Here is a 24,420-nt window from a genome sequence, read left to right as displayed (position 1 = left end):
ACACGTGAACTACAACTCTCTTTATGCCCTGCTTCTGGCATCGGGCCTGGGCGGCTTTGCACCGCTGGTTATGGCTGATGACACCCAGGACGTAGGTTCGGTGAACGTTGCCGGCAAGCAGACCCTGGGCAACGGCCACATGATTCGCGAAGAAAGTGCCAAGGCGCGCTCGACGGTGACCAAGGAGGCCATGGACGAAATGTCGGCCACCGCCAACGCCATCGACAAGCTCAAATACACGCCGGGCATCAACGTTTCCAGCGATGACGCCAGCGGCACCAGCGGCACCAACTTCACTATGCGCGGCATGAGTTCGGACCAGGTCGGGGTGTCGGTGGACGGCGTGCCGATCAACGATTCTGGCAACTACAGCGTGTATTCCAACCAGTTGGGCGACCCGGAAAACCTTGCCGAAGTGTTCGCCACCCAGGGCTCCTCCGAGGCCGACGGCCCGCACATCGGTTCCAGCGGCGGCAACATCGGCATGATTACGATGCGGCCAACCAAGGAGGCGGGGGTTTTTGCCAAGCAGACCTTGGGTACCAATAACCTGCGCAAGACCTTCGTTCGGGCGAATACCGGCGATTTCGGTGGTCTCAAGACCTGGGTCTCGGCATCGCACCTGGAAGGTGACAAGTGGCGCGGCAAGGGTACCCTGCGCAGCGATAAAATCGAGTGGAGCAGCCTGTTCGAAGGTGACAACGGCAATTCCACGTTGGCCACGGTCAAGTACAACAAGCAGGAAAATTACAACTACAACAGCCTGAGCAAGTCGCAGTTCGACAATGAAGGACGGCGCAAGGACTACGCTGAAAGCCCGGTGTACAAGGCCGGTTTGTTGTCTGCGTCCTACAAGCTCAACCGCAACCCCTTTGAAAGCGTCAACGCCACGCTGACCCAGCGCTGGCAACTGCAAGACAACCTGTCGTTGACGGTCACGCCGTATTACTACTGGTCCAACGGTGGCAGCTTCAGCGGCCAGACTGCCTCCAACCTGGGGCCGAGATCCGACAAAGCCGGTAACTACGACCTCGGCAACCTGCAATCGGCCAACTACTATCGCCCTTCGTGGACCGAGACCTGGCGCCCCGGCGTCACGGCCAAAATGAAGTGGGACATCAACGAAGAACACAGCCTGGACTACGGCTACTGGTATGAACGCGCACGCCAGCGCCAGACCCAGCCGTTTATCGGCATCAACGGCGAAGGCGCGCCGGATGATGTGTGGGGCGACTACAACAGCGGCGGACAGGTGGTCGACAAGAACGGTGCGACGGTACAAGGTCGTCACTACTACACCGTCACCCCATCGCAAAAGCTCTGGGTACAGGACAGCTGGCAAGCCACGCCGGACCTGAGTTTTGTCGGCGGCGTGGCCTACCAATACGTCGAACGTGACGGCAACAACCTCGGCAGCCTGTACGACAAGCCGGAAAAACGTAACACCCGTTACCACCAATTCCTGCCCAGCTTCAGCGCCAAGTACCAGGTCGACGAGAGCAACCAGGCGTTCTACAACGTCACCCGCAACATGCGCACGCCGCCCAACTATGTGCTGTACAACAAAGGCGACTCCGTCAGCCTCAAGTCCGAGTTGAGCTGGAACCAGGAACTGGGCTGGCGCTACACCGAAGACGACATGGCCTTGAGCGCGACCCTGTTCTACATCAGCTTCAAGGATCGCCAGGTGTCGACCACCGATGCCAGCGGCGACTACATGGTGCTTAACGTTGGCAGCGTCGCTAACAAAGGCCTGGAATTGGAATGGAGTGGTTTGTTGCCCCACAACTTCAACTACTACGCCTCGTACACCTACACCCAGTCCGAGCAGAAGGACGACCTGCTCAGCAAGAATGTGCTGTTGCCCACCTCTGGCAAGCAACTGGCCAACGTACCGGAAAATATGTTCAACCTGGTGTTCGGCTATGACGACTCGCGGTTCTACGGCAACGTGGCGGGCAAGTATGTCGGCAGCTTCTACGGTGATTTGACCAACAAGGAGAAGATCGAAGGCCGTACGGTGTTTGACCTCAATGCCGGTATCTATTTGCCGGTGGACAAGAAGGTCATCAAGTCGGCGACCCTGCGCTTGTCGATGCTCAACGTCTTCGACAAGGAATACCTCAGCTCGGCCCGCACCGTGGCGTTCAACTCGACACCGGTCAACGGCCTGGCGCCGAGCACGGCGTATTACAACGTAGGGGAGGAGCGCACGGCGATGGTGTCTCTAGAGGCCAACTTCTAAGACCACCGCAAAACCAAATGTGGGAGGGAGCAAGTCGAATCGTCGCACCGCCCCTCCCACATTTGATCCACGGTGTTTCAGGAGCTGGGTTATTTCAGGGCCGCCATGATCGCATCCGGGTCGTAGTCGCGGATCAGTGTGCCATTGACGTCCACAAATGGAATTCCGCCACCACCCAACGCCTCATAGGCCTTGCGCGCCTGGGCGTCCTTCTCGATATCCAGCGCCTGGTACGGGATACCCTTCTGGTCCAGAAAACGTCGGATCTGCTTGCAGTATCCGCACCACTGCGTGGAATACAGCACCACACGTGCCGAGTTGCGTACCTGTTCCGAAACCACCTGGGACGGGTTGAACAGCCGCTCGACCTTGCCCCAGTTCTGGATCACCACCACCACCAGCAATACCAGCAGGACTTTCTTGAAGACCCCGCCCAGCATCAATTACGACGCTTGAGCTGGTCGGTCAGTTGGGTCGGCAGGCCCTTGATGATCAAGGTGCCGGCAGCTTCGTCGTACTCGATCTTGTCGCCCAGCAGGTGTGCTTCAAAGCTGATGGACAAGCCCTCGGCGCGCCCGGTGAAACGGCGGAACTGGTTGAGGGTGCGTTTGTCCGCCGGGATTTCCGGCGACAGGCCGTAGTCCTTGTTGCGGATATGGTCGTAGAAGGCTTTTGGCCGATCTTCATCGATCAGGCCGGAAAGTTCTTCCAGGCCCATGGGCTCGCCGAGCTTGGCCTGGCTGCTGGCGTAGTCCACCAGGGTCTTGGTCTTTTCACGGGCGGATTCGTCAGGCAGGTCTTCGCTTTCGACGAAGTCGCTGAACGCCTTGAGCAGGGTGCGGGTTTCGCCCGGGCCGTCGACGCCTTCCTGGCAGCCGATAAAGTCGCGGAAGTACTCCGAGACCTTCTTGCCGTTCTTGCCTTTGATAAAGGAGATGTATTGCTTGGACTGCTTGTTGTTCTGCCACTCGGAGACGTTGATGCGTGCTGCCAGGTGCAACTGGCCCAGGTCCAGGTGACGCGAGGGGGTCACGTCCAGCTCGTCGGTCACCGCCACGCCTTCGCTGTGGTGCAGCAGGGCGATCGCCAGGTAGTCGGTCATGCCTTGCTGGTAGTGGGCAAATAGCACGTGGCCGCCGGTGGAGAGGTTGGATTCCTCCATCAGCTTCTGCAGATGCTCCACGGCGGTACGGCTGAAAGTGGTGAAATCCTGGCCACCGTCAAAGTATTCCTTCAACCAGCCGCTGAACGGGTGCGCGCCGGACTCGGCATGGAAGAAACCCCAGGCCTTGCCTTGTTTGGCGTTGTAGCTCTCGTTGAGGTCGGCAAGCATGTTCTCGATGGCGGCCGACTCGGACAGCTCGGAGTCGCGGGCGTGGAGAACTGCGGGTGTGCCGTCGGGTTTTTTGTCGATCAGGTGGACGATGCAATGACGGATCGGCATAGGCTTCTCGGCTGGTTGAAGGGGGAGCGGTTGGCCTCCCCGAAAAGTCGCCCAGTGTACCGCACCCATTGGTCAAGACGTGCCCCGAAGGGCATTTTGCCCTTCTCCGACCGGCCATATGCCTTTTTTTCACGGTTTAGAGCGATAAAGCTGACCAAATGGGTATGTTGAGGCGGATATTTCCCCGTCTCTGTGCTAGTTTTGCCCGGTCTTACGCCAAGTCTCGGCGTTAAGCGTGCATTCAGCATTTGTCAGGTCGAACCAATCCCCGTTTCAAGCATCTATAACCCCGATCTCCGTGGTTATGGCCGGGGATGCCAGGCCATGACGGTCGGGCTCGACGGCTGACACTGCACTCTGCAATCCATATGAATTTGATAGGGAAGGAACACCACAATGGCTTTGACTAAAGACCAACTGATCGCTGATATCGCTGAAGCTATCGACGCGCCAAAAACCACCGCGCGTGCTGCTCTGGACCAACTGGGCCAGATCGTTGCTGATCAGCTGGAAAACGGCGGCGAAATCACTCTGCCAGGCATTGGCAAGCTGAAAGTGACCGAGCGTCCTGCCCGTACTGGCCGTAACCCTTCGACTGGCGCTGCCATCGAAATCGCTGCCAAGAAAGTTATCAAGCTGGTTGTGGCTAAAGGCCTGACCGACGCTGTTAACAAGTAAGAAGCAGTAAAAAAAACCGTGCTTCGGAGTGATCCGGGCACGGTTTTTTGTTGCCTGCGGTTTTTCTAACTAACTGTAGGAGCGAGCTTGCTCGCGAAAGACGTTAACGATAACGCGTCCGTTCTGGTTGAACGCGGCGCCTTGGTGTTTTTTCGCGAGCAAGCTCGCTCCTACAGGTGGGCTAGCGGACCCAGCGCTGGCGCCAGATCTGCTGCTCATTCTTGGTCTGGAACGTCCACGCCACAAACCGGCTTTGCTTCTGCCCCTGAGACATCTCCACCACCTGGCTTTCCAGCACGCCGGCTTTTTTCAGCGCGGTCTGGATCGCGGGCAGGTTTGACGCTTTTGACACCAGGGTGCTGAACCACAACACCTTGTGGGCAAAATGCGCACTCTCGGCGATCAACTGCGTCACAAAGCGTGCTTCGCCGCCTTCACACCACAGCTCGGCCGATTGGCCACCGAAGTTGAGGACCGGCAACTTGCGTTTCGGATCGGCCTTGCCCAGGGCACGCCACTTGCGCTCGCTACCCTTGGTGGCTTCGTCCATGGACGCATGGAACGGCGGGTTGCACATGGTCAGGTCAAAGCGCTCGCCCGGCTCCAGCAAGCCCAGCAGGATCTGCTTGGGGTTGGGCTGTTGGCGCAGCTGGATGACCTTGCCCAGGTCATTGGACTGCACGATGGCCTTGGCGGCGGCGACGGCTATAGGGTCGACTTCCGAGCCCAGGAAGTTCCAGCGATACTCCATATAGCCAATCAGCGGGTAGACGCAGTTGGCGCCCATGCCGATGTCCAGCACCTTGACGATGGAGCCGCGCGGGATCTTGCCGTCGTTGACGCTGGCCAGCAGGTCGGCGAGAAAATGCACATAGTCGGCACGCCCCGGCACCGGCGGGCACAGGTAATCGGCCGGGATGTCCCAATGCTCGATGCCATAGAACGACTTGAGCAAGGCCCGGTTGAATACCCGCACCGCGTCCGGGCTGGCAAAGTCGATGCTTTCCTTGCCATAGGGATTGATGATCACGAATTGCGCCAGCTCTGGCGTGGTCTTGATCAGCGCCGGGAAATCGTAACGGCCTGTGTGACGGTTGCGCGGGTGCAGGGTGGCCTCTTTGCGCGGAACCACGGGCTTGGCCGGGGTAGCGGATTTAGGCTTCTTGCGCGGGGGTTTAGGCGTAGTGGGGGCGGTCATGTTGATTCTGGTGTTGGCTCAAAGTGGCGGCCATTGTCACACATTCCCGAGGACAACTCGGTCAAATGTGGGAGGGGGCTTGCTCCCGATAGCGGTGTGACAGTCAAGAATATTGAGACTGATCCACCGCTATCGGGAGCAAGCCCCCTCCCACAGAGGCAAAAAAAGAGACCCGGAGGTCTCTTTTTTCACGCGAATTGAACCTTACAGGCTGGAGATCCGCGCATGTTGCTCGGCCAGCTTGCCCAAAGCCTGTTCAGCTTCGGCCAACTTGGCGCGTTCTTTGTCGATCACTTCTGCCGGTGCCTTGTCGACGAACGCCGCGTTGGACAGCTTGCCGCCCACGCGTTGCACTTCGCCTTGCAGGCGGGCGATTTCCTTGTCGAGACGGGCCAGTTCCGCGCCCTTGTCGATCAGACCGGCCATCGGCACCAGCACTTCCATGTCGCCGACCAACGCAGTGGCGGACAGCGGCGCTTCGGCATCGGCAGCCAATACGGTGATCGACTCCAGCTTCGCCAGCTTCTTAAGCAGCGCGTCGTTCTCGCTGAGGCGACGCTGATCTTCAGCGCTGGCGTTCTTCACGAACACCGCCAGTGGCTTGCCCGGCCCGATGTTCATTTCGGCGCGGATGTTGCGCGTGCCGAGCATCAGGGTCTTGAGCCACTCGATATCGCTTTCGGCGGCCGCATCGATGCGCGCTTCATTGGCCACCGGCCAAGGTTGCAGCATGATGGTCTTGCCTTCGATACCGGCCAGCGGCGCCAGGCGCTGCCAGATTTCTTCGGTGATGAACGGCATGAACGGATGCGCCAGGCGCAACGCCACTTCCAATACGCGCACCAGGGTGCGACGGGTGCCGCGCTGGCGTTCGACCGGGGCGTTTTCGTCCCACAATACCGGCTTGGACAGTTCCAGGTACCAGTCGCAATACTGGTTCCAGATGAACTCGTACAGGGCCTGTGCGGCCAGGTCGAAACGGAACTGGTCGAGCTGGCGGGTCACTTCGGCTTCGGTGCGCTGCAACTGCGAGATGATCCAGCGATCTGCCAGGCTCAACTCATAGGCTTCGCCGTTCTGGCCGCAGTCTTCGCCTTTATCCAGCACGTAGCGCGCAGCGTTCCAGATCTTGTTGCAGAAGTTGCGATAGCCTTCGACGCGGCCCATGTCGAACTTGATGTCGCGACCGGTAGAGGCCAGCGAGCAGAAGGTGAAGCGCAGGGCGTCGGTGCCGTAGCTGGCGATGCCGTCGGCGAATTCGTCGCGGGTCTGCTTCTCGATCTTTTTCGCCAGCTTCGGCTGCATCAGGCCCGAGGTGCGTTTCTGCACCAGGGTTTCCAGGTCGATGCCGTCAATGATGTCCAATGGGTCCAGGACGTTGCCCTTGGACTTGGACATCTTCTGGCCCTGGCCGTCGCGTACCAGGCCGTGCACGTACACGGTCTTGAACGGTACCTGCGGGGTGCCGTCTTCGTTCTTCACCAAATGCATGGTGAGCATGATCATCCGCGCAACCCAGAAGAAAATGATATCGAAACCAGTGACCAGCACGTCGGTTGAGTGGAATTTCTTCAGGAACTCGGTCTGCTGCGGCCAGCCCAGGGTGGAGAAAGTCCACAGGCCCGAGCTGAACCAGGTGTCGAGTACGTCGTTGTCCTGTTGCAGCACAACATCCGCGCCCAGGTTGTGCTTGGCACGCACTTCGGCTTCGTCGCGGCCAACGTAAACCTTGCCCGACTCGTCGTACCAGGCCGGGATGCGGTGGCCCCACCACAGCTGGCGGCTGATGCACCAGTCCTGGATGTCGCGCATCCACGAGAAGTACATGTTTTCGTACTGCTTGGGCACGAACTGGATACGGCCATCTTCCACGGCGGCAATCGCAGGCTCAGCCAGCGGCTTGGTGGACACGTACCACTGGTCGGTCAGCCACGGCTCGATCACGGTGCCGGAGCGGTCGCCCTTCGGCACTTTCAGGCCATGGTCGTCAACGCTGACCAGCAACCCGGCAGCGTCGAACGCGGCAACGATCTGCTTGCGCGCTTCGAAGCGGTCGAGACCGGCGTATTCGGCCGGGATTTTGCCGTCGATGCTGTCGTTCAACGTACCGTCCAGGTTGAACACCTGGCAGGCCGGCAACACGGCGGCATTCTTGTCGAAGATGTTCAGCAGCGGCAGGTTGTGACGCTTGCCGACTTCATAGTCGTTGAAATCGTGGGCCGGAGTGATTTTCACGCAGCCGGTGCCGAATTCAGGGTCGCAGTAGTCGTCGGCGATAATCGGGATGCGACGGCCAACCAGCGGCAGTTCGACGAACTTGCCGATCAGCGCCTGGTAGCGCTCGTCGTTCGGGTTCACCGCGACGGCGGCGTCGCCGAGCATGGTTTCCGGACGAGTAGTGGCGACGATCAGGTAGTCGTTGCCTTCAGCGGTCTTGGCGCCGTCGGCCAGCGGGTACTTGAGGTTCCACAGGAAGCCTTTTTCGTCGTGGTTTTCCACTTCGAGGTCGGAAATGGCCGTGTGCAACTTGGTGTCCCAGTTGACCAGGCGCTTGCCGCGGTAGATCAGGCCGTCTTCATGCAGGCGCACGAAAGCTTCTTTAACGGCTTCCGACAGGCCGTCGTCCATGGTGAAGCGCTCGCGGCTCCAGTCTACGGACGAACCCAGGCGACGGATCTGACGGCTGATATTGCCGCCGGACTGGTCTTTCCATTCCCAGATCTTTTCCAGGAATTTCTCGCGGCCCAGGTCGTGACGGCTCTGGCCGGTGGCTTCGAGTTGACGCTCCACCAGCATCTGGGTGGCGATACCGGCGTGGTCGGTGCCCGGTTGCCACAGGGTATTGCGGCCCTGCATGCGGCGGAAACGGATCAACGCATCCATGATCGCATTGTTGAAGCCATGGCCCATGTGCAGGCTGCCAGTGACGTTCGGTGGCGGAATCATGATGGTGTAGGAGTCGCCGGCACCTTGTGGGGCGAAATAGTTTTCGGACTCCCAGGTGTTGTACCAGGAAGTTTCGATAGCGTGGGGCTGGTAGGTCTTATCCATGCGCGGCGGGACCCTAGTTGGCATTTATTCAGGAAAGCCGGCAAGTATAACGGGGCAGGACGAGGAGGGCGAGTTGAAGACGGACTTAAGGCTGATGCAAAACTAATGTGGGAGGGGGCTTGCTCCCGATTGCTGAGTGTCAGCCACCGAATCATCGGCTGATACACCGCTATCGGGAGCAAGCCCCCTCCCACAGGAAATATCAGTGTGGTTTAGGACTGGTACTGGCTGAGCAACCGTTCCATGCGCGCATCCATCCGCCGCTTGATCTCAGCTTCAATATGCGGGGCAAAGTCGTCGATCACATCCTGCATGATCAGTTGCGCGGCGGCGCGTAGTTCGTTGTCCAGGTGCAGCAGCAGGGCATCGGGGGCTTTTTCTGCGGCCGGAGCGGGTTCGGCAACCACAGGTTCCGGTGCGGCAGGCTTGCCGCCGACCATATCGAACAGCAGCGGAATCTGTACCTCGCCATCGACCGTGTCGGTCAGAAGAGGCGGCTGCAGGTTGTCATCACCCAGCAACTGGCGGATCGACTCAAGGTCGTCCAGCAGGTGGTCGTCTTTTTTCAGCGGGTTGGGAGTGTCCATCGTGTACTCAGAGTCGTTGTAGCCGGTGATCCTGCAAAGAATAGCCCTGTTCGCGGTAGAAACGAAAACTCTCCCGCGCGGCCTGACGAATAGCCGGGTCTTCCACCACCACTTCCGCCACGCGGGCAAACGTCTTGGCAAAGGCCGGTACTTTCAGGTCGAGGTTGACCAGCAGGTCCTGGTGATCGCCGCAACTGTCCCCTAAACCCAGGACAACCAGGCTTTCAGGTTCGGATTCGGCGGGGCCGTGGGGCACGAAGCTTTCGCCCTTGAAGCGCCACAGGCGGGCATCCAGTTCGTCACGTTGGGCTGCATCGCTGCAATGCAGGTAGATGCGGTGGCCCATGCGCCAGGCTTTTTCGGTGAGCTTGCAGGCAAAGTCCAGGCGCGCGAGGGGATCGGCGCTGGGCAATATATAGAAGTCGACTTGGGTCATTGCAGTTCCTGGTGCTGGCCCGCCAGTTCTGTAGGAACGAGCTTGCTCGCTCCTACAGAAGGGCCGGTGGCGCTTAGGCTTTGGCGCGATCCAGCAGGTACTGGGTCAGCAGCGGTACTGGACGACCAGTGGCGCCCTTGTCCTTGCCGCCGCTGGTCCAGGCCGTGCCGGCGATGTCCAGGTGCGCCCAGTTGAAGTTCTTGGCAAAGCGCGACAGGAAGCAGGCCGCCGTGATGGTGCCGGCTTTCGGACCACCAATGTTGGCGATGTCGGCGAACGGGCTGTCCAGCTGTTCCTGATACTCATCGAACAGCGGCAGTTGCCAGGCACGGTCATCGGCGGCCTTGCCGGCGCTGAGCAGTTGCTCGATCAGTTCGTCGTTGTTGCCCAGCAGGCCCGAGGTGTGGGAGCCCAGGGCAACGATGCAGGCCCCGGTCAGGGTGGCGATGTCGATCACGGCTTGCGGCTTGAAGCGCTCGGCATAGGTCAGGGCATCGCAAAGCACCAGGCGGCCTTCGGCGTCGGTGTTGAGGATTTCCACGGTCTGGCCGCTCATGGTCGTGACGATATCGCCTGGGCGGGCAGCGCCGCCGCTCGGCATGTTCTCGGCACACGCCAGGATGCACACCAGGTTGACCGGCAGTTTGAGTTCCAGCACCGCACGCAGGGTGCCGAACACGCTGGCGGCGCCGCCCATGTCGTACTTCATCTCGTCCATGCCGGCGCCCGGCTTGAGGCTGATGCCGCCGGTGTCGAAAGTAATGCCTTTACCCACCAGGGCGTAGGGCTTCTCGGACTTCTTGGCGCCGTTATATTGCATCACGATCAGGCGTGGCGGCTGGTCGCTGCCCTGGCCCACGGCATAGAACGAGCCCATGCCCAGTTCCTTGATCTTCTTCTCGTCGAGCACTTCGACTTTCAGGCTCTTGAACTCCTTGCCCAGCGCCTTGGCCTGTTCGCCCAGGAAGGTCGGGTGGCAGATGTTCGGCGGCAGGTTGCCCAGGTCGCGGGTGAACGACATGCCCTTGGCGATGGCCTGGGCGTGGGTCACGGCGCGCTCGACTTCAGCCTGGGCGGCCTTGATGGTCAGCAGGGTGATTTTTTTCAGGGCGCGCGGTTCGGCCTTCTGGCTCTTGAACTGGTCGAAGGTATAGCCGCCGTCCACCAGGCTTTCGGCCAGCAGGCGGGTCTTGCCATAGCTGTCACGGCCCTTGATGACGATTTCGTCGAGTGCCAGTGCCGCATCCGTGCCACCGAGGCCCTTGAGGGTGGTGAGGATGCCGCTGACAATTTTGCGGAACGGACGGTCGCCCAGTTCAGCATCCTTGCCCACGCCCACCAGCAAGACACGCTCGGCTTTAAGGTTAGGCAGGCTCTGCAGCAGCAGGCTCTGGCCGACTTTGCCGGCCAGGTCGCCGCGCTTGAGCACTGCGCTGATAGCGCCGCCGCTCAGTTCGTCCAGTTGCTTGGCGGCGACGCCGAGTTTGCGGCCTTCGCCGACAGCGACCACGAGGGTGGCGGTTTTCAACGTTTCGGGGCTAACGCTTTTTACAACCAATTCCATTTTCGGGTCCCTTATAAGGTCGGTGAGCCTGGCGTTTGTACCCAGGCTTTAAAGCTTGGCGGCGTTGTAAGCCGCCCGCGACAAAGGCCGCAGTTTGAACCTCGCCGACGGAGCCTGACAACCCTTGGCGCGTGCTTTGTGCGTGCGCATGAGTAAGCTCCGTGACAGGCGCGACCAATCACAGGATAATGCCCCATCTTTTTAGCCGGCCCGCGCAAACGGGCTGACTCGGTATGCTTGCTTGTTTGGCCGCCTTAGCCTGACAACCCTGGAGTGTCTGGTTTGATCGTCTTCCGTTATCTATCCCGCGAAGTCCTGTTGACCCTGAGTGCCGTGAGTGCGGTATTGCTGGTCATCATCATGAGTGGTCGTTTCGTCAAGTTCCTGGCCCAGGCCGCTGCTGGCGCCCTGGATCCAGGTTCACTGTTCCTGATCATGGGCTACCGGATGCCCGGCATGCTGCAGCTGATCCTGCCGCTCGGGCTGTTTCTCGGCATATTGCTGGCCTATGGCCGGCTGTACCTGGAAAGTGAGATGACTGTGTTGTCGGCCACCGGCATGAGCCAGCAGCGCCTGCTGGCCATGACCATGGTGCCGGCCGCCGGCGTTGCCCTGGTGGTGGCCTGGTTGAGCATGAGCCTGGCACCCCAGGGGGCCATGCAGTTCCAGCTGCTGCTGAACAAGCAGGATGCGATGACTGAGTTCGATACCCTCGAGCCCGGGCGCTTCCAGGCGCTCAGCGACGGTTCGCGGGTGACCTACACCGAAACCATGACCGACGACCGCTCCAACCTCGGCGGCGTGTTCATTTCCCAGAAGAACCTCGGCCAGAACCAGAAAGACCGTGGCATTACCATCCTGGTGGCCGATAGCGGGCGCCAGGAAATCCGTCCCGATGGCAACCGCTACCTGATCCTGGAAAACGGCTACCGCTACGACGGCAGCCCTGGCCTGGCGGATTATCGGGCGATCAAGTACGACACCTATGGCGTCATGCTGCCGAAGGCCGAGATCAGTGACGAGGTCACCGACCGCGACGCACTGCCCACCTCATCGCTGTTCGGTAACCCGGAATTGCGCTCCGTCGCCGAGTTGCAATGGCGCCTGTCCCTGCCGCTGCTGGTGTTCATCGTGACTCTGATGGCCGTGCCGCTGTCGCGCGTCAACCCGCGCCAGGGGCGCTTCCTCAAGTTGCTGCCGGCGATCCTGCTGTACATGGCCTACCTGACCATCCTGATTTCTGCCCGTGGTTCCCTGGAGAAGGGCAAGTTGCCGCCAGCCCTGGGCCTGTGGTGGGTACACGGGGTTTTCCTGATGATCGGTCTGGGACTGCTCTACTGGGAACCTATCCGTTTGAAAATGAAGAGCCGTCGTGGCCTGAAGGAGTTGGCTCGTGGCTAAGCTTGATCGTTACATTGGTAGCAGCGTACTGATCGCCATCCTGGCGGTATTGGGCATCATCCTCGGCCTGGCCTTGTTGTTCGCCTTCATTGATGAAGTGGGCAACGTTACCGACACTTACACAGTCACGGACGTGCTGAGCTACGTGGCACTGACTGCGCCGCGTCGTCTCTACGACATGATGCCGATGGCCGCGCTGATCGGTTGCCTGATTGGCCTGGGCACCCTGGCCAGCAACAGCGAACTGACCATCATGCGCGCCGCTGGCGTCTCCATTGGTCGTATCGTCTGGGCGGTGATGAAGCCGATGCTGCTGCTGATGGCGTGCAGCGTACTGATCGGCGAATACGTTGCGCCTCCGGCGGAAGCCACCGCCCAGGCCAACCGCGCCCTGGCCCAGGGGTCGGGCGATGCGCAAAGCGCCAAGCACGGCCTGTGGCACCGCCAGGGTGATGAGTTCATCCACATCAATGCCGTGCAGCCAGGCGGCCTGCTGATCGGGGTGACCCGCTACACGTTTGATAAAGAGCGGCACATGCTGTCCTCCAGCTTTGCCAAGCGCGCGCAATACAGTGCCGAGCAATGGCAACTGAGCGATGTCACCACCACTTACTTCCGTAATGTGGGCCAGGGCACCAAGTCCAGCACCGAAGTGATCAATGTGCCGACCGAGCAATGGGATATCGCCCTGAAGCCGGAATTGCTCAATACGGTGGTCATGGTTCCGGAAGCACTGCCGATCTCCGGTTTGTGGAGCTATATCCATTACCTCAAGGACCAGGGCCTGAACAACGGTCGCTACTGGCTGGCGTTCTGGGTCAAGGTGCTGCAGCCGGTGGTCACCGCCGCGCTGGTGCTGATGGCGATCTCCTTTATTTTCGGGCCATTGCGTTCCGTGACCCTGGGCCAACGGGTATTTACCGGCGTGCTGGTGGGCTTTACCTTCCGCATCGCCCAGGATTTGCTCGGGCCCTCGAGCCTGGTGTTCGGTTTCTCGCCGCTGTTTGCGGTGCTGGTGCCGACGGCCATCTGTACTCTGGCCGGGTTCTGGCTGCTGCGCCGGGCCGGTTGACGTCGCGCTTATGCACAAAAAATGCCCCGCTCCCATGAGCGGGGCATTTTTGTTCTGGTCACCAAAGATGACGCCTGGCCCGAGCATCAGGTACAATTCCCGGCTATTTTTCAGCGGGCAATCTGCCTGCAGCCTTTTTGAGTGTTGATCCGTGAGTGATTTGAGTCATATCCGCAATTTCTCCATCATCGCCCACATTGACCATGGCAAGTCGACGCTGGCCGATCGGTTTATCCAGATGTGCGGCGGCCTTGCCGAGCGTGAAATGGAAGCCCAGGTCCTGGACTCCATGGATCTTGAGCGCGAGCGCGGGATCACCATCAAGGCCCACAGCGTGACGCTGTACTACACCGCCAAAGACGGTATCAAGTACCAGCTGAATTTCATTGACACCCCAGGCCACGTCGACTTCACCTATGAAGTCAGCCGCTCCCTGGCCGCCTGCGAAGGCGCGTTGCTGGTGGTGGACGCGGGGCAGGGCGTTGAAGCCCAGTCCGTGGCCAATTGCTACACCGCCATCGAGCAGGGCCTGGAGGTCATGCCGGTACTGAACAAGATCGACCTGCCTCAAGCCGACCCTGATCGCGTCAAGGAAGAAATCGAGAAAATCATCGGCATTGACGCCACCGACGCCGTCGAGTGCAGCGCCAAGACCGGCCTGGGCGTCGACGAAGTGCTCGAGCGCCTGGTCAAGACCATTCCCGCGCCAACCGGCAACTACGAAGATCCGCTGCAAGCGTTGATCATCGACTCCTGGTTCGACAACTACCTGGGGGTTGTCTCCCTGGTACGCGTGCGCCATGGCCGTGTGAAGAAGGGCGACAAGATCCTGGTCAAGTCCACCGGCAAGATCCACCTGGTGGACAGCGTCGGTGTATTCAACCCCAAGCACACCGCCACCACTGATCTGAAAGCCGGTGAAGTAGGCTTCATCATCGCAGGTATCAAGGACATCCATGGTGCGCCGGTAGGTGACACCCTGACTTTGAGCTCTACCCCCGACGTCGCCATGCTGCCGGGCTTCAAGCGTATCCAGCCGCAGGTCTACGCCGGCCTGTTCCCGGTCAGCTCCGACGACTTCGAAGACTTCCGTGAAGCCTTGCAGAAGCTGACGCTCAACGACTCGTCGCTGCAGTACACCCCGGAAAGCTCCGATGCCCTGGGCTTCGGCTTCCGCTGCGGGTTCCTGGGCATGCTGCACATGGAAATCATCCAGGAGCGCCTCGAGCGCGAATACGACCTGGACCTGATCACTACGGCACCGACCGTTATTTTTGAGCTGGCGCTGAAAACCGGTGAAACGATTTACGTCGACAACCCGTCCAAGCTTCCAGACCTGTCTTCCATCGAAGACATGCGCGAACCGATCGTGCGCGCCAATATCCTTGTGCCACAGGAACACCTGGGCAATGTGATTACCTTGTGTATCGAAAAGCGTGGCGTACAGCACGACATGCTCTTCCTCGGTACCCAGGTGCAAGTGACCTACGACTTGCCGATGAACGAAGTGGTCCTGGACTTCTTCGACCGTCTCAAATCCACCAGTCGCGGCTATGCTTCGCTGGATTACCATTTCGACCGTTACCAATCGGCTAATCTGGTGAAACTGGATGTGTTGATCAACGGCGACAAGGTCGATGCCCTGGCACTGATCGTGCACAAGGACAACGCGCACTACAAAGGTCGCCAGTTGACCGAGAAGATGAAAGAACTGATTCCGCGCCAGATGTTCGACGTCGCGATCCAGGCCGCCATTGGCGGGCAGATCATTGCGCGGACCTCCGTCAAGGCTCTCAGAAAGAACGTACTGGCCAAATGCTACGGCGGCGACGTAAGCCGTAAGCGCAAGCTGCTTGAGAAGCAAAAGGCCGGTAAAAAACGCATGAAGCAAGTGGGCAACGTGGAAATTCCACAAGAAGCCTTCCTTGCGGTGCTCAGGTTGGATAGTTAGGTCCTATGTCACTAAATTTCCCGCTGTTGCTGGTCATCGCCGTTGCCGTCTGTGGTTTCCTGGCGTTGCTCGATCTGGTGTTTTTCGCCCCGCGTCGGCGGGCAGCCATCGCTTCCTATCAGGGCAGCGTCAGCCAGCCCGATGCGGTGGTGGTCGAGAAGCTCAACAAAGAGCCCTTGCTGGTTGAATACGGCAAGTCGTTCTTCCCGGTGTTGTTCATCGTGCTGGTGCTGCGCTCGTTTCTTGTAGAGCCATTCCAGATCCCTTCGGGGTCGATGAAACCGACCCTGGACGTGGGTGACTTCATCCTGGTGAACAAGTTTTCCTACGGGATTCGCCTGCCGGTGATCGACAAGAAAGTCATCCCGGTCGGTGACCCGCAGCGCGGCGATGTGATGGTGTTCCGCTACCCAAGCGACCCTAACGTCAACTACATCAAGCGTGTCGTCGGCCTGCCGGGCGACGTGGTGCGCTACACCAGCGACAAGCGCCTGTTGATCAACGGTGAGTCAGTGGCCGAGAAGCTGCTGGGCGCCGAGCCGAATACGCTGGGCAGCGCCGAGCTGTATCAGGAAAAACTCGGCACGGTAGAGCACGAAATCCGCAAGGAAATGAGCCGCTACCGCGCGATGCCTGATGGCGAGTGGAAAGTGCCTGCCGGGCACTATTTCATGATGGGCGACAACCGCGACAACTCCAACGACAGCCGTTACTGGGATGACCCCAATATTCCCAAGGACCTGCTGGGCATGGTGCCCGACGAGAATATCGTCGGCAAAGCCTTCGCGGTCTGGATGAGTTGGCCGGAGCCCAAGCTCAGCCACCTGCCGAACTTCTCGCGGGTCGGGCTGATCAAGTAATACAGGCGGCGCTGTGAACACAGCGCCGAATGCTTTTCTGGGGCTTGGACAATTAACCGTCCGGCCTCATGCAGCACCAATCAGGATGTGAATTTGAACATTGCGTCAATCGTCGATGGCCGCCGGTGCCACCAACTAGATATGGATAAACCGTGACCGTTTCTCTAAGCCGTCTCGAGCGCCAGCTCGGCTATACCTTCAAGGACCAGGAATTGATGGTCCTTGCCCTCACACACCGCAGCTTTGCAGGGCGCAATAACGAGCGCCTGGAATTCCTCGGTGATGCCATCCTCAATTTCGCCGCCGGTGAGGCGCTGTTCGAGCGTTTTCCGCAAGCGCGCGAAGGCCAGCTTTCGCGCCTGCGGGCTCGCCTTGTGAAAGGCGAGACCCTGGCCGTGCTGGCCCGCGGTTTCGGCTTGGGCGAGTACCTGCGGCTAGGGTCCGGTGAGTTGAAAAGCGGCGGTTTCCGTCGCGAATCGATTCTGGCCGATGCCCTGGAAGCATTGATCGGTGCGATCTACCTCGATGCAGGAATGGAGACGGCCAAGGAGCGCGTGGTTGCCTGGCTGGCATCGGAAATCGAAAGCCTGACACTGGTCGACACCAACAAAGATCCCAAGACCCGCCTGCAGGAATACCTGCAGTCCCGCGGTTGCGAACTGCCACGCTACGAAGTGGTAGATATCCAGGGTGAGCCCCATTGCCGCGTGTTCTTCGTGGAATGTGAAATCACCTTATTGAACGAAAAAAGCCGAGGTCAGGGTGTGAGCCGTCGTATTGCCGAACAGGTAGCGGCCGCTGCAGCACTGATTGCCCTGGGCGTGGAGAATGGCCATGACTGATTCAACCGCAACACGCTGTGGCTATGTTGCCATCGTCGGCCGCCCGAACGTGGGCAAGTCCACGCTGCTCAACCACATCCTCGGCCAGAAGCTCGCGATCACCTCGCGCAAGCCCCAGACCACCCGCCACAACATGCTGGGCATCAAGACCGAAGGCAACGTGCAAGCGGTCTACGTCGATACCCCGGGCATGCACAAAGGCGGCGAGAAAGCCCTGAACCGCTACATGAACAAGACCGCTTCGGCGGCGTTGAAAGACGTCGACGTGGTGATCTTCGTGGTCGACCGCACCAAGTGGACCGACGAAGACCAGATGGTCCTCGAGCGCGTGCAGTACGTCACCGGCCCGTTGATCGTGGCGTTGAACAAGACCGATCGCATCGAAGACAAGGCCGAACTGATGCCGCACCTGAGCTGGCTGCAGGAACAACTGCCGAACGCCCAGATCATGCCGATCTCGGCCCAGCACGGCCACAACCTCGAAGCCCTGGAGCGCGTGATCGCCGGTTACCTGCCGGAGAACGAGCACTTCTTCCCGGAAGACCAGATCACCGACCGCAGCAGCCGCTTCCTCGCCGCTGAACTGGTGCGCGAGAAAATCATGCGCCAGATGGGCGCCGAGCTGCCGTACCAGATCACCGTGGAAATCGAAGAGTTCAAGCAGCAGGGCAAGACCCTGCATATCCATGCGCTGATCCTCGTCGAACGTGACGGCCAGAAGAAAATCATCATTGGCGACAAGGGCGAGCGCATCAAGCGCATCGGCACCGAAGCGCGCAAGGATATGGAATTGCTGTTCGACTCCAAGATCATGCTTAACCTGTGGGTGAAGGTTAAGGGCGGCTGGTCCGATGACGAGCGTGCACTGCGCTCCCTGGGCTATGGCGACCTGTAAGGTCTCGAATGCACCACAGGGCTGAAAAGTGTGAGAGGGGGCTTGCTCCCGATAGCGGTGGGTCAGTTAACCATTAAGTGACTGACACACTGCAATCGGGGGCAAGCCCCCTCCCACATTGGGTTTGTGTCGTTTTCAAAAATGCATTCCAACAGTGAGCATCCATGTCCCAATCCCCGCCTCCCAGCCAACTCGCCTACGTGCTGCACAGCCGCGCCTATCGTGAGACCAGCGCTTTGGTGGACTTCCTCACGCCTCAAGGCCGCTTGCGCGCGGTATTGCGCAGTGCGCGAGGCAAGGCGGGTACGTTGGCGCGGCCGTTCGTGGCCCTGGATGTGGAGTTTCGCGGCAAGGGCGAGCTGAAGAACGTCGGCCGCCTGGAAAGCGTCGGCACCAGCGCCTGGCTAAATGGGGATGCACTGTTCAGTGGCCTTTACCTCAATGAACTGCTGATCCGCCTGTTGCCCGCCGAAGACCCGCACCCGGCGGTCTTCGATCACTACGCCGCCACGTTGCTGGCCCTGGCCGAAGGCCGGCCCCTGGAGCCGTTGCTGCGCGCCTTCGAATGGCGCTTGCTCGACGACCTTGGCTACGGCTTCGAACTGAGTAACGACCTGCACGGCGAGCCCATCGCCGCCGATGGCATGTACCGCCTGCAAGTGGACGCTGGCCTGGAGCGTGTGTACCTGCTGCAACCGGGCCTGTTCCAGGGCTCCGAACTGCTGGCCATGAGTGACGCGGATTGGACTGCGCCGGGTGCCTTGTCCGCCGCCAAGCGTTTGATGCGCCAGGCCCTGGCCGTGCATCTGGGCGGGCGGCCGCTGGTCAGTCGCGAGTTGTTTCGAAAGCCCTGACATCCCCGTGTATGCTGTGCACCGATTCTTTCCCTTTTCAGGAGTGCTTCCGTGACCACCAGCAATCGCATTCTTCTTGGCGTCAACATCGACCACGTCGCCACCCTGCGCCAGGCCCGGGGCACCCGTTACCCTGACCCGGTCAAGGCCGCGCTGGACGCCGAAGAAGCGGGTGCCGACGGCATTACCGTGCACTTGCGCGAAGATCGCCGCCACATCCAGGAGCGCGATGTGCTGCTGCTCAGGGACGTGCTGCAAACGCGCATGAACTTCGAAATGGGCGTTACCGAAGAAATGATGGTGTTTGCCGAGCGCATCCGCCCGGCGCATATCTGCCTGGTGCCGGAAACCCGCCAAGAACTGACCACCGAGGGCGGCCTTGATGTCGCAGGTCAAGAAGCGCGGATCAAGGCCGCGGTGGAGCGGCTGTCGAAGATCGGCAGCGAAGTGTCCTTGTTTATCGACGCCGACGAACGCCAGATCCAAGCCTCGCGCCGTGTCGGCGCCCCGGCCATCGAACTGCACACTGGCCGTTACGCCGATGCCACCACCCCGACCGAAGTGGCTGATGAGCTGCAACGCATCATCGACGGCGTGAACTGCGGGCTCAACGAAGGCTTGATCGTCAACGCCGGCCACGGCCTGCACTACCACAACGTCGAAGCGGTGGCCGCGATCAAGGGCATCAACGAGCTGAACATCGGCCATGCGCTGGTGGCCCATGCATTGTTCGTTGGTTTCAAAGGCGCAGTGGCCGAGATGAAAGCCCTGATCCTGGCTGCTGCCAAGCACTAACTGCAGTTCCACCTGTAGGAGCGAGCTTGCTCGCGAAAAACCTGATAGCAACGCGGGCAGCCAGACTTCCCCCAGCATCGTTAACGACCTTCGCGAGCAAGCTCGCTCCTACAGGTTTCTGCCGTCATTCATCTGTGCGGCAATGCGAACCCTTACTGTTTAGCCACCGCAGGTGTATCGTATCTGCCCTTTGCAGGCCCTGCGCCTGCGGCAGATACGTGAGGTTGTTGTGTCCCCATCGTTTTCCCGTCGACAGATCCTCGGTGGCCTTGCCGGCCTGGCAGTAGCCGGTGTGGGTGCCGGCGGCGCCTACCGCTACTGGCTGGGCAAGGTTGCCGATGCCAACGCAGGAAGCGACTACCAATTGATTGCCGCGCCTCTGGACGTGGAACTGGTGCCGGGGCACAAGACCGAGGCCTGGGCATTCGGCCCTTCGGCGCCTGGCACCGAGCTGCGCGTGCGCCAAGGCGAATGGCTGCGGGTACGCTTCATCAACCACCTGCCGGTTGCCACCACCATTCACTGGCATGGCATCCGCCTGCCGCTGGAAATGGACGGCGTGCCCTACGTCTCGCAGTTGCCGGTACTGCCGGGCGAATACTTCGACTATCAATTCCGTGTGCCCGATGCCGGCAGCTACTGGTACCACCCCCACGTGAACAGCAGCGAAGAACTCGGCCGTGGCCTGGTCGGCCCGCTGATCATCGAAGAGCGTGAGCCCACCGGTTTCATCTACGAGCGCACCCTCAGCCTGAAAAGCTGGCATGTGGACGAAGAGGGCGCCTTCGTCGCCTTCAGCATTCCCCGTGAAGCAGCGCGTGGCGGTACGGCGGGGCGCTTGTCGACAATCAACGGAGTGTCCCAGGCAGTCGTCGATCTCCCAGCCGGGCAGATTACCCGGGTGCGCCTGCTCAACCTCGACAACACACTGACTTATCGTCTTAACATCCCTGACGTCGAAGCACAGATCTACGCGCTGGATGGCAACCCCATCGAGCCGCGCCCGTTGGGCAAGGAATACTGGCTGGGCCCGGGCATGCGTATCTGCCTGGCGATCAAGGCACCGCCGGCGGGTGAAGAACTGTCGATCCGCAACGGCCCCGTGCGTCTTGGCACCTTTCGTTCGGTGGCCAATACCGACGCGCCCACTCAGTGGCCACCGGCATTACCGGCCAACCCGATTGCCGAGCCGGACCTGGCCAATGCCGAGAAACTCAACTTCAATTTCGAATGGGTCGGTTCGGTGTCGGTCAACGTCGACAACGGCAAGCCGCCGAGCCTGTGGCAGATCAACGGCCAGGCCTGGGACATCACCGACAAGACCTGCGCCGACCGCCCGATTGCCAAGCTTGAGAAGGGCAAGAGCTACATCTTCGAATTGAAGAACATGACTCAGTACCAGCACCCGATTCACTTGCACGGCATGAGCTTCAAGGTGATCGCTTCGAACCGCCACAAGGTGATTCCGTATTTCACCGACACCTACCTGCTGGGCAAGAACGAACGCGCCCGTGTGGCGTTGGTGGCGGATAACCCGGGGGTGTGGATGTTCCATTGCCATGTGATCGACCATATGGAAACCGGCCTGATGGCCGCCATCGAGGTGGTGTGATGCGCCAGGTTCGCCCCACGGCAATTATCGACCGCAGCCGCGATCAGGATTTCATGCGCGAAGCCTTGGCCCTTGCTGCCCAAGGCGCGGCGTTGGGCGAGGTGCCGGTAGGTGCGGTGCTGGTGCAGGACGGTGAAATCATCGGGCGCGGCTTCAATTGCCCGATCATCGGCAACGACCCCAGCGCCCATGCCGAAATGGTCGCGATCCGCGCTGCCGCCCAGGCGATCAGTAACTATCGCCTGGTGGGCAGCACGCTGTATGTGACCCTGGAGCCGTGCAGCATGTGCGCCGGGTTGATCGTGCATTCGCGCATCGCAAGGGTGGTGTATGGCGCACTGGAGCCCAAGGCTGGGATTGTGCAGAGTCAGGGGCAGTTTTTTACCCAGGGCTTTCTCAACCATAAGGTGCTGTTTGAAGGCGGCGTGCTTGCTGAGGAGTGCGGCACGGTGTTGAGCGAATTCTTCAAGGCCCGCCGAGCTAAACCACCACTCTAAAGAACACTGAGAACAAAAAATGTGGGAGGGGGCTTCATCTATTCAGTGATTACTTCTTGGCGATGATCACAGCCCGCATCGGCGCCGGCAGCCCTTCGATGGTCTTGCTGTGATCTTCGGGGTCGAGGAAGTCACAGAGCGACTGGTACTTCATCCACTCTGTCCCCCGCTGTTCCTCAACTGTGGTCACGCTCACATCTACGCACCTCACCTCACTGAATCCGGCACGGCGCAGCCACAGCATCAAGGCCGGCACCGAGGGCAGGAACCACACGTTACGCATCTGTGCGTAGCGATCTTCCGGCACCAGCACCTGCTGCTGATCGCCTTCCACCACCAGGGTTTCCAAGACCAGTTCGCCGCCTTTGACCAGTGTGTCTTTCAGCGCCAGCAAGTGCTCGATCGGCGAGCGGCGGTGGTAGAACACGCCCATGGAAAACACCGTATCAAAGCCTTCCAGGTTCGCCGGCAAATCTTCGAACGGGAAAGGCAGGTGCCAGGCTTTGGGCTCAGACAGGTAACGTTGCACCGCCTGGAACTGGCAGAAGAACAACCAGTTCGGGTCCACGCCAATCACGCTGTCGGCCCCGGCGCCGAGCATGCGCCACATGTAGTACCCGTTGCCGCAACCCACATCGAGGATACGCTTGCCGTTCAGGTCCAGGTGCGGTGCTACCCGCGACCACTTCCAGTCCGAGCGCCATTCGGTGTCCACATGCACACCGAACAGGTGGAACGGGCCTTTGCGCCAGGGGCTCAGGCCCATCAGGGCAGTGTGCATTTGCGCACGGGTGGCGTCGTCGCAGTCGGTGTCCAGCACCAGTCCGTTGAGCAAGTCGACTTCACTGGGTTGAATCTTTGGCAGCGCATCCAACGCGCTCTGCCAGCGTTCCAGGTCGCCATGACCTTTTTCCATCTTGCTATCGAGCTGCGCTTGCAGGCCCTGGGCCCACACGGCCAAGGGAGTGCCGACCAGGTGGCGGGCGAGGGGGGACAAATCAATCATGGCAAGGCAATCAACGAGGCAAAGTTAAGACACTGGAACCACGGCACGACTTTCGAGAACCCGGCCGCCAGCAGGCGTTCGCGGTGTTCTTCGAGGCTGTCGGGCTTCATGACGTTTTCGATGGCGCTGCGCTTCTGGGCGATTTCCAGTTCGCTGTAGCCGTTGGCGCGCTTGAAGGCGATATGCAGGTCGGTGAGCAGCGCGTGTTCTTCAACATCGTTGAAGCGCAGCTTTTCCGAAAGGATCAACGCCCCGCCTGGCAGCAGCGCCTGGCGGATACGCCCGAGCAACGCCAGGCGTTCGTCAGGGGCGATAAATTGCAGGGTGAAGTTCAGCGCCACCACCGAGGCGGGCTGGAACTGCAGGGCGAGAATATCGCCCTCAATCACCTCGACCGGCAGCAGCTCCTGGAACATCGAGTCCTGGCCGTTGAGGTATTCCCGGCAACGCTCGACCATCGCCGCCGAGTTATCCACAGCGATCACCCGGCAGCCATCGGTGCGTACGTGACGACGCAGGGCCTGAGTGACAGCACCCAGGGATGAACCCAGGTCATACAGCACGCTGTTGGGCTGGGCAAATTGTGCGGCCAGCACGCCGAGGTTCTCAACGATGGTCGGGTAACCCGGCACCGAGCGCTTGATCATGTCCGGGAACACCCGCACCACATCCTCGTTAAAGGCGAAGTCCGGCACCTGGGGCAGGGGCTGGGCGAATAGGCGATCGGGTTCTTTGCTCACGACTGTTCCGGCGACGAGGGGGAAAGGCCGGCATTTTAGCCAAGTTGGTCTTCGGATGCGCGGGTTGTCTGATGGAAAGCAGAGGCGGTGATGCCCCATTGCCCGAGCCAATAGGTGATGATCAACAAATAGGGGGCTGCTTCGAATGTCACTACAAAGCGGTTGATACCGATCAACGTATCGGAAAACACAAACGACACTGCACCCGCCGCCGCCAGCAGCGCTGAGCGTTTCGGCACCTCGCTGCCCAACCGCGCCAGCGCACGCCAAAGCATGGCGCTGATCACCAGCGCGTAAACCACCACCGGTATCAGCAACTCGCCCAAGCCGTGGGATATCAGGATGCTCAGCAGGATTGCCCCGACTCCAAGGGCCAGCACCAGCGGCAGCAGTGCCAGGCGCCGGCAGTCACTGAAATAGGCCTTGAGATAGGCCAGGTGCGCGCACAGGAATGCGCCCAGGCCAAAGATAAACAGGTCCCCCGGCCAGGCGAGCAAAACGTCGCCCACCAGGGAAAAAATCAGCCCCAGGCTGATCCAGCGCCGATAGTCGGTGGGCGGTGCGTCATGCAGCCACCCCAGCAGTGCCAGCACCGGCAGCGGCTTGACCAGCAGGCACAGCAGCGTCGCATGGGTCGCCAGGCCGTAGATGAAGGTGCCGGCGCCCATCAAGGCAAGGATCAGCCATGGCAT

22 protein-coding genes are annotated in these 24,420 nt (G+C 60.3%); 12 read left to right on the top strand and 10 right to left on the bottom strand.

The window, feature by feature from the left end; all coding sequences use genetic code 11:
• Positions 1-4 precede the first annotated feature (4 nt).
• Positions 5-2,245: a TonB-dependent receptor family protein gene (locus QZR30_RS02575; RefSeq protein ID WP_108240703.1), complete on the top strand. Its 2,241-nt coding sequence runs from the start codon at positions 5-7 to the stop codon at positions 2,243-2,245.
• Between the two features lie 89 nt (positions 2,246-2,334).
• On the opposite strand, the gene QZR30_RS02570 is transcribed toward QZR30_RS02575, so the two are convergent.
• Both QZR30_RS02570 and yejK read right to left on the bottom strand, forming a co-directional pair.
• The gene (locus QZR30_RS02570) at positions 2,335-2,685 is read right to left on the bottom strand and encodes a glutaredoxin family protein (RefSeq protein WP_046071080.1); all 351 of its coding nucleotides are present in this window, start codon (positions 2,683-2,685) and stop codon (positions 2,335-2,337) included.
• Positions 2,685-3,689, bottom strand: a complete 1,005-nt coding sequence (gene yejK / locus QZR30_RS02565; RefSeq protein WP_003171997.1) for a nucleoid-associated protein YejK — start codon at positions 3,687-3,689, stop codon at positions 2,685-2,687. Before yejK ends, QZR30_RS02570 begins: the two co-directional genes overlap by 1 nt.
• 396 nt (positions 3,690-4,085) lie before the next feature.
• Here yejK and QZR30_RS02560 point away from each other — a divergent pair, with 396 nt between their 5' ends.
• Positions 4,086-4,367, top strand: a complete 282-nt coding sequence (locus QZR30_RS02560) for an HU family DNA-binding protein (protein ID WP_005785131.1) — start codon at positions 4,086-4,088, stop codon at positions 4,365-4,367.
• Between the two features lie 181 nt (positions 4,368-4,548).
• On the opposite strand, the gene rlmF is transcribed toward QZR30_RS02560, so the two are convergent.
• The 5 genes from rlmF to QZR30_RS02535 form a co-directional block, all read right to left on the bottom strand.
• Entirely contained in the window at positions 4,549-5,565 is a 1,017-nt protein-coding gene (rlmF, locus tag QZR30_RS02555; protein WP_046071081.1) for a 23S rRNA (adenine(1618)-N(6))-methyltransferase RlmF, read from the bottom strand.
• Between the two features lie 204 nt (positions 5,566-5,769).
• Complete coding sequence (locus QZR30_RS02550; protein WP_059398016.1) at positions 5,770-8,616, bottom strand: valine--tRNA ligase; 2,847 nt, start codon at positions 8,614-8,616, stop codon at positions 5,770-5,772.
• 212 nt (positions 8,617-8,828) lie between these two features.
• A complete protein-coding gene (locus QZR30_RS02545; protein ID WP_046071083.1) occupies positions 8,829-9,203 on the bottom strand; it encodes a hypothetical protein in 375 nt (124 codons plus the stop codon).
• A gap of 7 nt (positions 9,204-9,210) precedes the next feature.
• Positions 9,211-9,639, bottom strand: a complete 429-nt coding sequence (locus tag QZR30_RS02540; protein ID WP_056845448.1) for a DNA polymerase III subunit chi — start codon at positions 9,637-9,639, stop codon at positions 9,211-9,213.
• A 73-nt stretch (positions 9,640-9,712) separates the two neighbouring features.
• Positions 9,713-11,203: a leucyl aminopeptidase gene (locus QZR30_RS02535; protein ID WP_046071085.1), complete on the bottom strand. Its 1,491-nt coding sequence runs from the start codon at positions 11,201-11,203 to the stop codon at positions 9,713-9,715.
• Positions 11,204-11,485: 282 nt separating this feature from the next.
• Here QZR30_RS02535 and lptF point away from each other — a divergent pair, with 282 nt between their 5' ends.
• From lptF to tadA, 10 genes are all read left to right on the top strand, one after another.
• The gene (gene lptF / locus QZR30_RS02530) at positions 11,486-12,604 is read left to right on the top strand and encodes an LPS export ABC transporter permease LptF (protein ID WP_046071086.1); all 1,119 of its coding nucleotides are present in this window, start codon (positions 11,486-11,488) and stop codon (positions 12,602-12,604) included.
• The gene (gene lptG / locus QZR30_RS02525; RefSeq protein WP_046071087.1) at positions 12,597-13,676 is read left to right on the top strand and encodes an LPS export ABC transporter permease LptG; all 1,080 of its coding nucleotides are present in this window, start codon (positions 12,597-12,599) and stop codon (positions 13,674-13,676) included. The genes lptF and lptG overlap by 8 nt, the downstream gene beginning before the upstream one ends.
• Before the next feature lie 151 nt (positions 13,677-13,827).
• Complete coding sequence (gene lepA / locus QZR30_RS02520; RefSeq protein ID WP_043048666.1) at positions 13,828-15,627, top strand: translation elongation factor 4; 1,800 nt, start codon at positions 13,828-13,830, stop codon at positions 15,625-15,627.
• A 5-nt stretch (positions 15,628-15,632) separates the two neighbouring features.
• Positions 15,633-16,487, top strand: a complete 855-nt coding sequence (gene lepB / locus QZR30_RS02515; RefSeq protein WP_046071088.1) for a signal peptidase I — start codon at positions 15,633-15,635, stop codon at positions 16,485-16,487.
• A 152-nt stretch (positions 16,488-16,639) separates the two neighbouring features.
• Positions 16,640-17,329, top strand: a complete 690-nt coding sequence (gene rnc / locus QZR30_RS02510; protein ID WP_003188856.1) for a ribonuclease III — start codon at positions 16,640-16,642, stop codon at positions 17,327-17,329.
• The gene (era, locus tag QZR30_RS02505; RefSeq protein ID WP_029297473.1) at positions 17,322-18,224 is read left to right on the top strand and encodes a GTPase Era; all 903 of its coding nucleotides are present in this window, start codon (positions 17,322-17,324) and stop codon (positions 18,222-18,224) included. The genes rnc and era overlap by 8 nt, the downstream gene beginning before the upstream one ends.
• 164 nt (positions 18,225-18,388) lie before the next feature.
• The gene (gene recO / locus QZR30_RS02500) at positions 18,389-19,078 is read left to right on the top strand and encodes a DNA repair protein RecO (RefSeq protein ID WP_046071089.1); all 690 of its coding nucleotides are present in this window, start codon (positions 18,389-18,391) and stop codon (positions 19,076-19,078) included.
• 51 nt (positions 19,079-19,129) lie between these two features.
• Complete coding sequence (gene pdxJ, locus QZR30_RS02495) at positions 19,130-19,873, top strand: pyridoxine 5'-phosphate synthase (RefSeq protein ID WP_046071090.1); 744 nt, start codon at positions 19,130-19,132, stop codon at positions 19,871-19,873.
• A gap of 229 nt (positions 19,874-20,102) precedes the next feature.
• Positions 20,103-21,485 carry a multicopper oxidase family protein gene (locus QZR30_RS02485; RefSeq protein WP_311902916.1) on the top strand — a complete coding sequence of 461 codons (1,383 nt, stop codon included), beginning with the start codon at positions 20,103-20,105 and terminating at the stop codon, positions 21,483-21,485.
• Positions 21,485-21,982, top strand: coding sequence for a tRNA adenosine(34) deaminase TadA (tadA, locus tag QZR30_RS02480; RefSeq protein ID WP_056845446.1), 498 nt, complete (start codon positions 21,485-21,487; stop codon positions 21,980-21,982). The genes QZR30_RS02485 and tadA overlap by 1 nt, the downstream gene beginning before the upstream one ends.
• Positions 21,983-22,031: 49 nt before the next feature.
• On the opposite strand, the gene cmoB is transcribed toward tadA, so the two are convergent.
• From cmoB to QZR30_RS02465, 3 genes are read right to left on the bottom strand one after another with little or no spacing between them, the layout of a single operon-like run.
• Complete coding sequence (cmoB, locus tag QZR30_RS02475) at positions 22,032-22,988, bottom strand: tRNA 5-methoxyuridine(34)/uridine 5-oxyacetic acid(34) synthase CmoB (RefSeq protein WP_056845445.1); 957 nt, start codon at positions 22,986-22,988, stop codon at positions 22,032-22,034.
• Entirely contained in the window at positions 22,985-23,728 is a 744-nt protein-coding gene (gene cmoA / locus QZR30_RS02470) for a carboxy-S-adenosyl-L-methionine synthase CmoA (protein WP_046071093.1), read from the bottom strand. The genes cmoB and cmoA overlap by 4 nt, the downstream gene beginning before the upstream one ends.
• Before the next feature lie 35 nt (positions 23,729-23,763).
• The gene (locus tag QZR30_RS02465; protein ID WP_056845444.1) at positions 23,764-24,420 is read right to left on the bottom strand and encodes a lysoplasmalogenase; all 657 of its coding nucleotides are present in this window, start codon (positions 24,418-24,420) and stop codon (positions 23,764-23,766) included.

It is taken from the genome of Pseudomonas sp. rhizo25 (genome assembly GCF_031931935.1).
GTDB classification, from domain to species: domain Bacteria; phylum Pseudomonadota; class Gammaproteobacteria; order Pseudomonadales; family Pseudomonadaceae; genus Aquipseudomonas; species Aquipseudomonas synxantha.
The sequence above is the reverse complement of the archived record's forward strand: the minus strand, read 5'-3'. Positions and strand labels throughout refer to the sequence as shown.